This window comes from Shewanella jiangmenensis, assembly GCF_018596335.1.
Classification (GTDB): Bacteria; Pseudomonadota; Gammaproteobacteria; order Enterobacterales; family Shewanellaceae; genus Shewanella; species Shewanella jiangmenensis.
Map to the genome: position 1 here is coordinate 312174 of NZ_JAHEPS010000004.1, position 13815 is coordinate 325988.

Sequence of the window (13815 nt, forward strand, 5' to 3'; positions counted from 1 at the left end):
GTTACACAGTGCGATTTGGTTTACCCACCCTGGGATGACAGCACCAGATTAACCAGAAAAATCAGTCCGGCGACGAGACATGCTGCGAGTATCAGCCCCATCACAATAAAAGGGATTGGAGAGCTGTCGCTGAAGTCTTCACGGCGGCGTGCGTCGCTCTGCACCCCGAAAAATGCGGCTATGGTACTTGAAAATACCCGCAGCAGACGTTTAAACACCTTGCTTGCAATTAATGCTGGGTAGCGGATGGGCGCTCGGTTGGCTTGTTGTCGTGGCCATGCAGCAACTCAAGCAAATCGAGGAAGTGGAACTGGGTGGTGCGGCTGCTGCCGCTGAGCCAGGATTTCCAGCTCAGATCCTGAGTCTGGTTCGCGCAGCGGTTGCTGGGATGGCTGGCTGGCAGGCTGGGGTTGTAGCTGTTTGATGCGCTGCAGACGCAGGCCGAAGTCTCATTACTTTTGGCGCTGGATTGATACACCACACCGGCAACAATCACCGAGCCTGCGACCGACAACGCCATAACGGCCTTGAGGTTGGCAAAGCGGCGTGACGCTTTTGGTTGGTTGATGGTACCCATCGTCATTTCCTTTGAGCTAAAGAGATTTCAGCCGAAGCAGCTGGGTTGGGATTATAACAAAAGCGTGTGCTTTTTGAACAATTTTCTTTCATCTGTCACCGCGATGGCAGTGAAACATGCCTGCTACGTGTGGCAAAGGCCATAAAAACGACAGAAACTGCAGAAAAAACCGGTCACTTCGGGTAGAATATCCGCCCTCCCGATCCTGTCTGAGACTGTGAATTATGCGTCCTTTCCTGATTGCTCCTTCAATTTTGTCCGCCGATTTCGCCCGTTTGGGTGATGATGTAAAAGCCGTGCTCGATGCAGGTGCCGATGTGGTGCACTTTGACGTGATGGATAACCATTACGTGCCCAATCTGACCATTGGCCCTATGGTGTGCAAAGCGCTGCGTGACTATGGCATCACCGCCGATATCGACGTGCACCTGATGGTGAAACCGGTTGACCGCATAGTGCCAGACTTTGCCAAGGCCGGTGCCTCCATTATTACCTTCCATCCGGAAGCCTCTGAGCATGTCGACCGCACACTGCAGCTTATCCGCGACCATGGCTGTAAGGCCGGTCTGGTGTTTAACCCCGCCACGCCGCTGCATTATCTCGATTATGTGATGGACAAGCTGGACGTGATTTTGCTGATGTCGGTCAACCCGGGCTTTGGCGGCCAATCCTTTATTCCGGCGACGCTGGATAAGCTCAAGCAGGTGCGTGCGCGCATCGATGCCAGCGGCTTTGATATTCGCCTCGAAGTGGATGGCGGCGTGAAAGAAGACAATATCGCCGAAATCGCCGCCGCAGGTGCCGACATGTTTGTGGCCGGCAGCGCTATCTTCGGCAAGCCGGATTACAAGGCCGTGGTTGACCGTATGCGCGCCGAGCTCGCCAAGGTATCTGCGTAATGTTGTTAGCAGAACGTATCAGTGCTATCGCCTTTGATTTGGATGGCACTTTGGTTGACAGCGTGCCGGATCTGGCCGCTGCCGCCAATGAAACCCTGAAAGAGTTGGGTTTGCCCCAGTGCAGCGAAGAGCTGGTGCGGACCTGGGTTGGCAACGGCGCGCGGGTGTTGATGGCGCGGGCGCTGACCCATGCCCTTGGCCGCGATGTGACGGGCTCGCAGCTTGATGATGCCATGCCGCTGTTTATGCGTAACTACGAGCGTTACCTTGAGCACTACAGCCGCCTGTACGACGGCGTGCGTGAAACCCTCAATGAACTCTCTGCCATGGGCTATCGGCTGGCGGTGGTAACCAACAAACCACACCGCTTTACCGAGCCGCTGCTGCAGGCGTTCGGCATAGATCAGCATTTTGAGCTGGTGCTTGGCGGCGATTCGCTGGCGCGGATGAAGCCCGATCCGCTGCCGCTGCAGCACATTCTCGAGCAATGGTCGCTCAAACCTTCTGAACTTCTGATGGTAGGCGACAGCCGCAACGATATTCTCGCCGCCAAAGCCGCTGGAATTACCTCCTTTGGCTTGACCTACGGCTACAACTACGGTGAAGATATTGGGCTTTGCGGCCCAGACGCCGTATGTCACACCTTTGCAGAGATCCTGACCCGCCTGAATGCGGCAGAATGAAACACGGAGTAAGCACACAAATGACCAAACCCATTGTACTCAGCGGCGCGCAGCCATCCGGCGAGTTGACCATAGGCAACTATATGGGCGCACTTCGTCAGTGGGTCGCAATGCAGGACAGTCACGACTGTCTGTACTGTGTGGTGGATTTGCATGCCATTACCGTGCGTCAGGATCCCAAGGCGCTGCGTGAAGCCTGTCTCGATACCCTGGCGCTGTATCTGGCCTGTGGCGTTGACCCGAAAAAGAGCACTGTATTTATTCAGTCGCAGGTGCCGCAGCACACTCAGCTTGGCTGGGCGCTGAACTGCTACACCCAGATGGGTGAGCTGTCGCGCATGACTCAGTTCAAGGACAAGTCACAAAAGCACGCCAACAACATCAACGTGGGCCTGTTTGGTTACCCAGTGCTGATGGCGGCCGACATTCTGCTGTACCAGGCCAACCAAATCCCGGTTGGTCAGGATCAAAAGCAGCACCTGGAGCTGACCCGCGATATCGCTATCCGCTTCAACAATGCCTACGGCGACACCTTCACCGTGCCTGAGCCCTTCATCCCGCCGGTGGGCGCCAAGGTGATGTCGCTGCAGGACCCGACCAAGAAGATGTCCAAGTCTGACGACAACCGCAACAACGTCATCGGCCTGCTTGAAGATCCCAAAGCCGTGCTGAAAAAGCTGAAGAAGGCGGTAACCGACAGCGACGAGCCGCCGGTGGTGCGCTTTGATGTGGACAACAAGCCCGGCGTATCCAACCTGCTGAGCCTGATGTCCGGTGTCAGCGGCCAGAGCATTGCGTCGCTGGAAGCCGAGTTTGAAGGCAAGATGTACGGTCACCTCAAGGTTGCCTGCGGCGAAGCCGTGGTCGCCATGCTGGAGCCGCTGCAGGCACGTTTCCGCGAGTTGCGTGAAGACCGCGCGTTGCTCGACGCCGTGATGAAAGACGGCGCCGAGAAGGCCCAGGCCCGCGCCGAAGTGACCCTGAAGCAGGTGTACGAGAAAATCGGCCTGTTGGTGTAACCGCTGCCGCAGATAAAAAATCAGCCCAAGTGGCTGATTTTTTTATGTCAGTTCGCTGACGAAAGCGGCCTGGCTTCAGCCGTTTGCCTGCTCGGCAATCCAGTGGGCAAAGGCGGCCACGGCGGGTTCTTTCAAGCGCCGCTCGCGGCAACTGAAATGAAAGCCAAAGCCGGTTTCCAGCGCAGGCCAGGGCAGGGCAACCAGCTTGCCGGCGCTGATATCCCCTTCGACGATAAAATCTGATGCCAGCGCCACCCCTTGCCCGGCTATCGCCGCTTCAATTGCCAGCAGCACATGGCTGTAGCTCTCATGCAGCGCGGCAATCTGCCTGTTATTGACCTCGGCCCAGCGCTGCCAGTCCAGACCTATGTCGATGTCATCCACCGACAGCAGCGGCAGGCTGTCGAGCCGGACAGGCAAGGTAAGGTCGGCGCCGAGGCTGTGGCGCAGGGCATCGGCGAGGGACGGGCTGCACACCGCAATCAGGCGCTCCGGGCGCAGCAGGGTGTGAAAAAAACCGCGCTTGCGCTCGGAGCCGCAAATAAACATGTCGGCCACCTGATCTGAAAGCTCAGGATCGCCGCTGACCATCTCCAGATGAATTTTTACCCCGCCATGACGGCGGCGAAAGTCGCCGAGGCGCGGTATCAGCCACTTCACCGCAAACGAGCTGTACACCGCGAGCCTGAGTTCGCTGCTCTCGCTTTGGCTGAGTTGGCGATACAGGCTGTCGAGTCCGTCGAGGGCCGACTGCACCGCCAGAAACAGTTGCTCGCCGCGCTCGGTCAGTTGCAGCTCTTTACCGAGGCGTTCAAACAGCGGCTGGCCCAGATGCTGCTCCAGCGCCCGCACCTGATGGGATACGGCGCTTTGGGTCAGGCACAGCTCATCGGCGGCGCGGGAAAAGTGTAAATGGCGCGCGGCGGCCTCAAATACCTGCAGCGATCTCAGGGGCGGAAGTTTTCTCATCGTGGGAAGCTTAAGGGGTTTATGCATGAATCTAATTCATGATTGATAAAAAAACATCATTTTTAATACCAGTTTGTGGGCGATATCATCCTCGCCGGTTCATGAGTTAAGGAAGTTTTGTGCAGCGCGCTACCCTGATAGGTCTGGCTTTATTGTTGGTTGGCAATGTGTTCAGTGCCCTCTATGACGTGTCGGTCAAGTGGTTGCCGGACGATGCCAACGCCGGCAGCTTTTTGCTGCTGCGCCAAATTACTTCCTGCCTGATGCTGCTGCCCCTGTGGTGGCTGGCCGGCCGCCCGGCAACCAACCATCTTCCGCTCCACCTTTGGCGCGCCGGCATAGGTGTTGTTGGCGCGCTTTTTTTAATCATGGGTTTGATGGCATTGCCGCTGGCGACCGTGAGCTCGCTGTTTTACTCGGCGCCACTGATGATCATGTTGCTGGGGTGGTGGCTTTTGGGAGAGCGGGTAACGGCGGGTCAGTGGCTTTGCGCCCTGCTTGGCTTTGGCGGCATTTTGCTTATTCTGGCACCGAGTGAAATCGGCTGGGCCGGTATACTGGTGCTCGGGGCGGCGCTGACCTTTTCGCTGTGTCAGCTGGCGCTGCGTAAACTGCCGGTGACCGAGAGTCCGGCGCTCACCTTGCTGCTGTATAACCTGCTGGGGTTACCGATAGCGCTGATTTTTGCTGCCTTCAACAGCTTCGCCGGATTCAGCTGGCAGCTGTTGTGGGTGGCGCTGGCGAGCAACGCATTTTTGATGGCATATCACTGGTTTTGTGTGCTGGCATATCGCCGGGCGCAGGCGTCCGACATTGCCATTGGCGAGTACAGTGGGCTTTTGTTTATCGTGGCGCTGGGCTGGTGGTGGTTTGATGAATGGCCGGGGCCTATGGTATGGTGGGGTGCGGCGCTGGTGGTATTGCCGTCACTGCTGTTGCCGCTGTTTGCCCGGCTGATGCGGGCAGACAGCGACATCAAAGCGCAGTCTGGCTCTACTCAATAACTTCGAATACCCGCACCACTTTACGCACGCCCGCTGTGTTGCGGGCTACCTCTACGGCAAGCTCCGCCTGCGAGCGGGGGATAAGCCCGAGCAGGAATACTTCGCCGTTTTCGGTGACCACTTTCACCCGGGTGATATCCAGATCTTTCTCATTCAGCATCCGTCCTTTGACCTTGGTGGTGATCCAGGTGTCATTGCTGCGGGTGGTGAAGGAGGTCGGGTTACCGATACGGATCTGGTTGTGGATTTTGCCGCCAAGCTTCATTCCCTGCACTATCGAGATAGCCCGGTCGCGCAGGGTGGAGTTGGGCGCCTGACCAATCATCAACACGTTGTTGTTCATTACCACGGCGGTGATATTGGTCTTGGCCTTTAACTCTTCGTCTTTCATCAGCTCGCTGGCGATGACCAAATCGGCGTTGGTGTCATCAAGTTGAGTCTTGATGGTGCGCTCGTCATTGGCCATCACGGCGCCACCAACGGCGCCTACCATCACGGCGCCGGCACAGCCAGTGAGAGTGATACAGGCAAGGGCAGTCAGCAGCAGTTTGGTCATGCTTGTTCGTCCTGGGGGAACAGAGTGCGGTCGATGTTGTCGCACAGGCAGTGGATCACCAAAAGGTGCACTTCCTGAATGCGGGCAGTGACATTGGATGGCACGCGGATTTCCACGTCGCTGGCGCCGAGCAGGCCGGCCATGGCGCCGCCGTCTTTGCCGGTCAGGGCTACTATGGTCATGTCACGGCTCAGTGCCGCTTCCATGGCTTTGATCACGTTGGACGAGTTACCGCTGGTGGAAATGGCCAGCAGAATGTCGCCCGGTTGTCCCAGCGCCAGAATTTGCTTCGAGAACACTTCATCGTAGCTGTAATCGTTGGCGATGGCCGTCAGGGTTGAGCTGTCGGTGGTCAGCGCGATGGCTGGCAACGGTGGACGTTCCACTTCGTAACGATTGAGCAGTTCAGCCGAAAAATGCTGGGCATCACCGGCGCTGCCGCCGTTACCGCAGGCGAGAATTTTGTTGCCGCCAAGCAGACACGCAACCATCATTTCCGCCGCCTTGGCGATGGAGTCCGGCAGGGCTTCTGCTGCGTCGATCTTGGTCTGGATCGACTCGGTAAAGCTGTCTTTGATACGTTCTAACATGGTGGATCCTTACAAAATAAACTGGCGCTATCATGCCATAAAGCGGCGCCGGAGTAGAGGGTAAGGGGGTAAATTGTTGTTAATTCCGGCGCGAAGCTGAGTAAAACCTCAAAACGCGTCCTTGATCCATTGCAGTTGGGTGCCGGAAATGGCCACCACGTCAAAGCGGCAGGGGGCATCGATGTGCTGGCGTTGCAGATAGTGACTGGCGGCGCGGCGCAGCCGTTGCTGCTGGGCAAAAGAAAGGGCTTCGACGGCATCGCCAAAGCCCTTGGGAGTGCGGTATTTGACTTCGACAAACACCCAGGTGCGTCCGTCGCGCATCACTAAGTCCAGCTCACCGAAGGGATAGCGCACATTGCGTGCTTCAAGCTTAAGCCCCTGATTGCACAAGTAGCTTAAGGCGTTGTCTTCGGCAAGCTGACCTGTATTCACAGTGGTCTCAGCACGCCCCGCTCGATTTTGCCCCACGACAGCTGGCGTTTAATCACGCCGTTTGGCGCCACCGACAGCACGCCGCCGCGGCCTTCAAACTGATAGCCGGGGAAAGAGCGCATCTGGGCGAGTTTGCCAACCAAATCCAGCGCGTCCCAACCCATGATAAACAGTCGTTTCTGACCGTTGTTCCAGTTGGGATACAGGGCGTTGACTTCACGGGACTCGTCGGACAGCTCCATCAGCCACGGAATGTCACTCACCATCACGTTGTTGAATTCCTGCGGCACCTGATGGGTGTTGTCCTGCGGTCTGGCGCGGCTTGAGGTGTACATGGGCACAGGGTCGGCAAACACCGAAAAACTCACGTCGATAAAGGGCTTGAGCAGCTGAATTTCTTTTGGACTGGCAATCATATAGATGGCGTCCACATCTTCGCGGGAGCGGTAGTCGGCTTCGATTTTACGACCGGCGACTTCTTTCATGCGGGCGATGCGGGCCTGACTGTCGATGACCCCAAGCGCGCGCTGCACTGTGAGTTTCATCTCGTTGCCCTGCTCAAAGTAATGCACTTCGGCCTGATCCTGGGTTTGTTTCATCCAGGTCTGGTTAAAGGCTTCGGCCATGCGCCGGCCCGCCGGATCGGCACTCGCCAGCAGCAGCGGTTTTTCAACGCCATCGCGGTACAGGCGTTCAGCCGCATCGCTGGCCTCTTCCGAAGGTGACAGCGAGAAGAAGAACTTATCCAGACCGGGTGTGAAGTTGCTGAGCTGATTCAGATACAACTTGGGCACCACGGGGCCACCGCTTGGCGGCAGCGCTTCGATGGCTTCGATGGCCGACGGCAGCAGCGGGCCAATCACAAACTCGGCGCCTTCACTGAGCGCCTGTTGATAGGCGGCCACCGGATTGGCTGCGCTGTCGTAAAAGTTCACGTTGAGGCTGGCATTGTTGGCAGCGAGGTAGCCTGCGACTATGCCCTGCTTGATGGCGTAACCCGCCGAGGCGGTATTGCCAGATAGTGGCAGCAACACCGCGATATTGCGCGCTGTGTATGGCTTGGCGTGCAGTGCCCGGTCAAGGTCGGCAGGCAGTTTTTGCGCCGCCGGATGATACGGGTTTTGTCGCTGCCAGTCGCCGAGGTAGCGCACCAGTGTTTGCGGGTCTACCGCATAATGTTTGGCGATAAAGGCCAGTTGCAGCCAGCCCTTGTACATGGGCGAGGCGGCACTGTTCAATTGGGCTTCGAGGGTGTCTTCATTGACAGGCGCAAGCAGTTGCCAGATTTGGTCGCTCACCTCGGCAGCTTCGGTGGCGCTTAAGTATTTGCCAAGCTCCGACAGTTCGCGCACCTGCTCCAGCGGCTGCTTTTGGGCTTTAAACAGATACGCCCGCAGCTGGTGGTAAGAAACCCATTGCCAATCAGGCAGTTTCCAGTGAGATGGATAGACCAGGGTTTGCAGCGCCGCGGCATTATCGCCGGATTGTTCGAGGGTTTTCGCGGTCAGGAAGCGAAATTCTGCCTGAATTTCGGTATCCTGCGCCAGCGTATCCTTGATAGACGCGAGCAATTGCCCCGCGCCCTGAGGATTTCCTTCGTTCAGCATGGCGTGCGCTGCCAGCAATTGCAGGCGGCTGCGATTCTGCAGATTGTCGGTTTGCTGGGCCTGGGTGAGGTAATGGCTGGAGGAATGCTCCACCTTCACCAGAGAAACCACGTTCTGAGGCTGGCTGATGTCTGACTTAGGGCTGCTGCCACAACCTGCCAGCAGCGACAGGAACAGGGCAACACCGGCAAGTTTCAATTGATTGCGGCTTTTCAACACTTGGCTTCACTCTGGTAAAATGCTGCGCTAAGTTTAACCTTCTCCGGCCCGGCGTGAAAGTCTTGGCCGTCATACTCCCGAGGTAATTATGTCACTGCCCCCAGCGCTTTATATCGTCCCGACTCCCATAGGCAACCTGGGAGACATGAGTCCAAGGGCGGTGGAAGTGCTCAAATCCGTGACCCTGGTGGGCTGTGAGGACACCCGTCACTCGGGAAGATTGTTCAGTCATTTTGGTATTTCCACCAAAACCGTGTCGGTGCACGACCACAATGAACGCGCCCGCGCCCAGTGGATCATCGAAAAACTTGCCGAGGGCGAGGCGGTGGCGCTGGTGAGTGATGCCGGTACGCCGCTGATTTCGGACCCCGGCTACCATCTGGTGTCGTTGGTGCGCGAAGCGGGCTTTAATGTGGTGCCGCTGCCCGGCCCCTGCGCTGCCATTACCGCACTGTCGGCGTCTGGCTTGCCGTCCGATCGTTTTTCGTTTGAAGGTTTTTTGCCTGCCAAGGAAAAGGGCCGCAGCGACAAGCTTGAGGCGCTGCGCGAAGACCCGCGTACGCTGATTTTTTATGAGTCGCCCCACCGCATTATTCAAAGCCTTGAATCCATTGTGGCTGTGCTTGGCGCAGACAGACCTATGGTGATGGCGCGGGAGCTCAGCAAAACCTTCGAGACCTTCCTGTCGGGCACCGCCGCCGAGGTGCTGGCCAAGGTCTTGGCCGATGACAATCAGCAAAAAGGTGAGATGGTGCTGATGTGTCATGGCTTCGTGGCACCCGAGCAGGATGACGAAGGCGTTCCGGCCAAGGCGATGGAGACGCTGGCGCTGCTCGCCGCCGAGTTGCCACTGAAAAAGGCGGCAGCGATCGCGGCACAAATTTATAACCTGAAGAAAAACGCCCTCTACAAAGCCGGTCTCGACGCCGGGCTCTGACTTCAGTAAAGAGCACCGGCAAAAGCAGCGGCAAAAAAGCAATGGGATAAACTCCTTGGTCGGCGCGGCCCCTTGGGCTATAATCCGCGCCGAGTCGACTGGGCAGTCGCTGCGCTCGCAAGAGCGGGGAGGAAAGTCCGGGCTCCACAGAGCAGGGTGCCAGATAACGTCTGGGCGGCGTGAGCCGACGACAAGTGCAACAGAGAACAGACCGCCTGCCTTCGGGCCGGTAAGGGTGAAACGGTGCGGTAAGAGCGCACCGCGCGGCTGGCAACAGTTCGTGGCAAGGTAAACTCCACCCGGAGCAAGATCAAATAGGGTTCCTTATGGCGTGGCTCGCGTTGGAACCGGGTAGATTGCTTGAGCCTGCGAGCGATTGCAGGCCTAGAGGAATGATTGCCGCTCCTTCGGGAGATACAGAACCCGGCTTACAGGTCGACTCAACTCATCAAAAACAAGGCCGCCTCAGGGCGGCCTTGTGCTTTCTGCAGCGGACACGGCTCTCAGAACCTGTCTTTCACCAAGAAACGCCACTCCCAGTTATCAACATGCTCCCCGCTTGAAAACGGCACGGTCAAATCGATATGGGCCACGTTACCGTAGCTTGAGCGGGACGAGTAAATCCGCGCGCCTATGCCGATGGAGCCTATGGGGCCTGACACTTCGTTACGCTCAGCCTCTGGTCCGCCAAACGCCTGCCCCACGTCGATAAATGCCGCCCAGCCAAGCTCAGCCAGCTGATACAGGTTGATGTTGGGATAATTGCGGATTTCGGCGCTCAGCAGCCACTGATGGTCGCCGTGCTGATAATCGTTGGGATAACCGCGCAGGCCGGTTTCATCGCCAAGCGCCAGAGTGGTGTCCACATAGGTGTTATTGGAGGTGCCGACGACGGCCTTGCCGTAGGCGGTCCACTTGGGGTTTATCTGGTAAAAATACTCGGCAATGCCTGACAGCTGGAAGTTGTCTTTCTGGGTGGTGTTAAAGGTGCCCTGTCCTTTAAGCCACAGCAGCAGCAGGCTGTCGCCACTCTCAAAACCCTTGGATGACTCGGTGGCCACATGCCAGCCGGGAATATCGCCGTCGGTATCCTGGGTCTCCACGCCAAAGCGCAGATAGTGCTGCCAGCCTAAGTTAAAGTCTTCGTTGTAATTGATTAAGTGGACGTTATTCAGCACGCGATAGTCATCTTCAATAAACTGCCAGCCAAGCCAGGGGTAGAGAAAATCCCTGTCCTGTGGCAACTCGGCATCGGGATACAGGCCCGTGCTTTCAAAGCTGTTGCTGTCTTTGGTTATCCCAACCACCCAGCGCCACAGATGCTCACTGGTTTTGTTGCCAAGCCAGCCGTAGCGCAGGTTTACAAACTCGGTGCTGTGCTCAAACTCGTTCACTTCCATGCCGTTTTGGCGCAGGGTATCGATGCGGGTGTCATCCAGCGCTTCGGCCGAATACATCAGCTTGCCATCGAGGGTATAAAACGGCCGCTCAAAAAACACATGGGATGCCTGACCATCGCTGTTATCGTAAAAATCGGCGGCGAAGGTGCCGTGGGGCACTATGGTGAGCGGTACATCAAAGGCGACCTTATAGCCGGTGCGATCCTGACTTGACTGATACTTAAGCCGGGTGCGGATACCGGTGCCGAGCAGGTTGTCTTCTTTCAGACCAAAGGAATACTTGGTGTCGCCGCCGTTGCGGCTGGCGCTGACGGTTGGCAGCAATGACCAGTTGTCCCATGTTTCGACCACCACGTCTTTATGCTCGCCGGTTTCGTCGGCTTCGGGGTCGCGTTTGGCAAACTTGATGGTGGCATCCCGCAGATAAGGTTCGGCGCGCAGCAGTCGTTGGGCTTCATCCAAATCTTTTTGGGTAATGGCATCGCCTTCTTTGAAACTGAGCAGATTTTTTACCGTGGATTCTTTGGTGTTGATGTGTAAAAAGTTGGCCCAGCGGTGAATGAAAAAGGCATCGGGATCGGATTCATCAAAAATTGGATGGCTGATAACAACTATGCTGCCCACATCGCTGCTGCCCGCATCTTTGTTGCCCGCGTCTTTGCCACCTGCATCTTTATTGACTGTGTCATTGCCTGCTTTGCTGATGGAAGTTTGCTGAGCCTGTGCGCTGCCCGCAGGGGCCTCGGAATTGGCGCCAAAGCACAGCAGCGGAAAGGCGAGTAATGCCGTATTGAAATGCGCCAGCTTCAACATCTTTACCTCGACCAAAACAGCCTGAATCTACAATTCATTAACACTGTCGAGGCTGTGATAGTCAAGCGCTGAAGCGAAAAAAACTCAAAACTATACTTAAGGTTAGCTGAATTTAACCCGGCCGCGAAACCTCCGTGGCCGGGCCATTGTCAAAGGGTGCGGCGCGGCGGAACTGCCACGTTGGCGAAGATAAGGCCAGCGATGAGCGACATAAAAATCAGGAAGATTTGCGAGCCAATATGCACCTGATTGAGCATGGTCTCGCCTGAGATAAGGGCGTTAAGGCCAATGTAGGTTTTACTGCCCGGCACCAGAATCACTATCCCCTGCAGCAGGGCGATGGATGCCGGCGCCTTCATCCAGCGCGCAAACAGGTTGGAATAAATGCCCACCGCAAAGGCGCCGATAAAAATCCCGATGGAATCGCCAAGGTAAATACCGCCGGCCATGGCCGAGAAAAACGCCACAATCCCCGCCAGCACGCCCCAGGGCGCATCTTTCATTCGCGCCTTGAAGATAATCACCAGCGCCATCGACAGTATCGGCACCGCAGTCCACACCGCAAGCTTGGGCACAGGCTGGGGCTCTACATAAATTGCTTCGCCAAACAGCGCCTTGCCGACAACCATGCCCAGAATGGCACCAAAGTAGAGTTTGAACAGCAGCATCACCGCATCCATGATGCGCATGGTGCCGGACATCAAATCCCGCGCCGCGAGTTCGGCGAGGCCCAGGGTGAGAGCGAGCCCCGGAATAAAGATGATGATGCCGGAGAGGATCACCACAGGAATATTGATCCCCGGATCGTACTGGCTGATAAAGGTTGCGCCCAGCGCGCACAGGATTGCCGACAGCGGTTCGAGCATTTCGGCCATGCGTTTGGAGCGCTCGGCGCGGTACACCAGGCCGTAAACCATAAGCCCCAGCAAGCCTGACCAGAACACATCGTTCCAGCCGGCACTCATCAGCATGGCAAAGGCCGCCGCCGACGAACCAAAGGCCAGTAGCGTCAGCAGCGGGCCATAGGGATTGGGTTTATTGATGATTTCTTCGAGCCGGTCCATGGCTTCCTGCAGCGTGCGTTTGCCGCTGATAAGCTCATCCACCAGTTCGTCGGTGCGGGCCAGCGAGCCCAAATCCAGATCGCCCGGCTTTACCCTGGCAACGTGGTTGTATTCCTGATCGGCATCGTGCTGCAGCACAAAGGTCATCGAGGTAGGGGAGATAAGAAAATATCCCTCAATGCCCAGCATGCGGGAGACGTTTTGCAGGTGGGTTTCCAGCCGGTAGGCCGGGGTACCAAACTTGTGCAGCGCCTTTCCCAACTTAATGATGAATCGACGTTTTTCAATAAATTCTGCGTTATCCACGCTTCGTTCACTCGCCTGTTGAATTAGCCAGCCTGTACACCCTGTGCAAGCACGCGCCTGCACCCATGCCAAAGCGCGCGAATGATACCCCAAGTTGCAGCCAAAGGGTTAACGGGATTTAATGGCGATGCAAACAATATTGGCACTTGGAGAATTATATGCCGCTTTCGGTAACAGCTTTGTATGTCAGTCTTTCGGCACTGTTGATGTTGGTCTACGCCTATGGCGTGGTGCGCATCCGCAAAGCGGAAAAAATCGGTCTGGGCAGCGGCGATAATAAGGCGCTGGAGGTGGCGATTCGGGTGCACGGCAATTATCTCGAGTATGCGCCCATGTTTCTGCTGCTGTTTGCCTGCGCAGAGCTCAACGGCCTGTCGCCGCTGTTGCTGCATGTGTTTGGTGCCAGTTGGCTGATTGGGCGGGTGCTGCACGGCATCGGTCTTGCCGAGGGGCGAGGTGGTTATCATGCCGGGCGTTTTTACGGCACCCTTATCACCTGGCTGTTGATTGTTGCCCTGGCGCTGGTGAATCTGGGGTTGTGGGTGTTTGCCGCGGCGCAGTGACGTTACAAAAGTAACGAAAAAGAAAAGCGGCAACTAAGCCCGAAGCCAGGTTGAACAGTTGACAAAAAAACTCAGGCTTTGGCGATTTTTTGGTCACACTTAAGGGCGGAGTCCTGTTATACTCCGCGCCCTTGAAATGCACCGCCAGCGGTGGTGCCTGTTGTGATTAGCATC

Annotated in this window: 15 protein-coding genes and 1 other RNA gene; 7 read left to right on the forward strand and 9 right to left on the reverse strand. The window is 56.7% G+C overall.

The window, feature by feature from the left end:
- Positions 1 to 20 precede the first annotated feature (20 nt).
- The gene (locus KJI95_RS12410) at positions 21 to 218 is read right to left on the reverse strand and encodes a DUF2970 domain-containing protein (RefSeq protein WP_214507519.1); all 198 of its coding nucleotides are present in this window, start codon (positions 216 to 218) and stop codon (positions 21 to 23) included.
- An 11-nt stretch (positions 219 to 229) separates the two neighbouring features.
- Entirely contained in the window at positions 230 to 577 is a 348-nt protein-coding gene (locus KJI95_RS12415; protein ID WP_214507520.1) for a hypothetical protein, read from the reverse strand.
- A gap of 224 nt (positions 578 to 801) precedes the next feature.
- Between KJI95_RS12415 and rpe the strand changes: the two genes are divergently transcribed.
- Genes rpe through trpS form a run of 3 tightly spaced genes read left to right on the forward strand, consistent with a single transcriptional unit; the run spans position 802 to position 3178 of the window.
- Positions 802 to 1476, forward strand: a complete 675-nt coding sequence (gene rpe, locus KJI95_RS12420) for a ribulose-phosphate 3-epimerase (protein ID WP_214507521.1) — start codon at positions 802 to 804, stop codon at positions 1474 to 1476.
- Positions 1476 to 2159, forward strand: coding sequence for a phosphoglycolate phosphatase (locus tag KJI95_RS12425; protein ID WP_214507522.1), 684 nt, complete (start codon positions 1476 to 1478; stop codon positions 2157 to 2159). Before rpe ends, KJI95_RS12425 begins: the two co-directional genes overlap by 1 nt.
- A gap of 20 nt (positions 2160 to 2179) precedes the next feature.
- Positions 2180 to 3178: a tryptophan--tRNA ligase gene (gene trpS, locus KJI95_RS12430; protein ID WP_214507523.1), complete on the forward strand. Its 999-nt coding sequence runs from the start codon at positions 2180 to 2182 to the stop codon at positions 3176 to 3178.
- 75 nt (positions 3179 to 3253) lie between these two features.
- Here the strand turns inward: trpS and KJI95_RS12435 are convergent, their stop codons facing one another.
- Positions 3254 to 4147, reverse strand: coding sequence for a LysR substrate-binding domain-containing protein (locus KJI95_RS12435; RefSeq protein ID WP_214507524.1), 894 nt, complete (start codon positions 4145 to 4147; stop codon positions 3254 to 3256).
- Between the two features lie 119 nt (positions 4148 to 4266).
- Between KJI95_RS12435 and KJI95_RS12440 the strand changes: the two genes are divergently transcribed.
- Entirely contained in the window at positions 4267 to 5151 is an 885-nt protein-coding gene (locus KJI95_RS12440) for a DMT family transporter (protein ID WP_214507525.1), read from the forward strand.
- Here the strand turns inward: KJI95_RS12440 and KJI95_RS12445 are convergent.
- The 4 genes from KJI95_RS12445 to KJI95_RS12460 all read right to left on the reverse strand — a co-directional run bounded on the left by KJI95_RS12445 (position 5141) and on the right by KJI95_RS12460 (position 8558).
- Positions 5141 to 5707 carry a BON domain-containing protein gene (locus KJI95_RS12445; RefSeq protein WP_214507526.1) on the reverse strand — a complete coding sequence of 189 codons (567 nt, stop codon included), beginning with the start codon at positions 5705 to 5707 and terminating at the stop codon, positions 5141 to 5143. The two genes, KJI95_RS12440 and KJI95_RS12445, sit on opposite strands and share 11 nt — an antisense overlap.
- Entirely contained in the window at positions 5704 to 6297 is a 594-nt protein-coding gene (locus tag KJI95_RS12450) for a phosphoheptose isomerase (protein ID WP_214507527.1), read from the reverse strand. Before KJI95_RS12450 ends, KJI95_RS12445 begins: the two co-directional genes overlap by 4 nt.
- 108 nt (positions 6298 to 6405) lie before the next feature.
- Complete coding sequence (locus KJI95_RS12455; protein WP_214507528.1) at positions 6406 to 6732, reverse strand: YraN family protein; 327 nt, start codon at positions 6730 to 6732, stop codon at positions 6406 to 6408.
- Complete coding sequence (locus KJI95_RS12460; RefSeq protein WP_214507529.1) at positions 6729 to 8558, reverse strand: penicillin-binding protein activator; 1830 nt, start codon at positions 8556 to 8558, stop codon at positions 6729 to 6731. Before KJI95_RS12460 ends, KJI95_RS12455 begins: the two co-directional genes overlap by 4 nt.
- An 88-nt stretch (positions 8559 to 8646) precedes the next feature.
- On the opposite strand from KJI95_RS12460, the gene rsmI reads away from it, so the two are divergent.
- Positions 8647 to 9495 carry a 16S rRNA (cytidine(1402)-2'-O)-methyltransferase gene (rsmI, locus tag KJI95_RS12465; RefSeq protein WP_214507530.1) on the forward strand — a complete coding sequence of 283 codons (849 nt, stop codon included), beginning with the start codon at positions 8647 to 8649 and terminating at the stop codon, positions 9493 to 9495.
- A 90-nt stretch (positions 9496 to 9585) separates the two neighbouring features.
- Positions 9586 to 9942, forward strand: an RNA gene (gene rnpB / locus KJI95_RS12470) — RNase P RNA component class A.
- Between the two features lie 56 nt (positions 9943 to 9998).
- On the opposite strand, the gene KJI95_RS12475 is transcribed toward rnpB, so the two are convergent.
- Positions 9999 to 11708, reverse strand: a complete 1710-nt coding sequence (locus KJI95_RS12475; protein WP_250885799.1) for a BamA/TamA family outer membrane protein — start codon at positions 11706 to 11708, stop codon at positions 9999 to 10001.
- 149 nt (positions 11709 to 11857) lie between these two features.
- Positions 11858 to 13078, reverse strand: a complete 1221-nt coding sequence (locus KJI95_RS12480) for a threonine/serine exporter family protein (RefSeq protein WP_214507531.1) — start codon at positions 13076 to 13078, stop codon at positions 11858 to 11860.
- Positions 13079 to 13236: 158 nt separating this feature from the next.
- On the opposite strand from KJI95_RS12480, the gene KJI95_RS12485 reads away from it, so the two are divergent.
- Complete coding sequence (locus tag KJI95_RS12485; RefSeq protein WP_214507532.1) at positions 13237 to 13641, forward strand: MAPEG family protein; 405 nt, start codon at positions 13237 to 13239, stop codon at positions 13639 to 13641.
- The last annotated feature ends 174 nt before the right edge of the window (positions 13642 to 13815 follow it).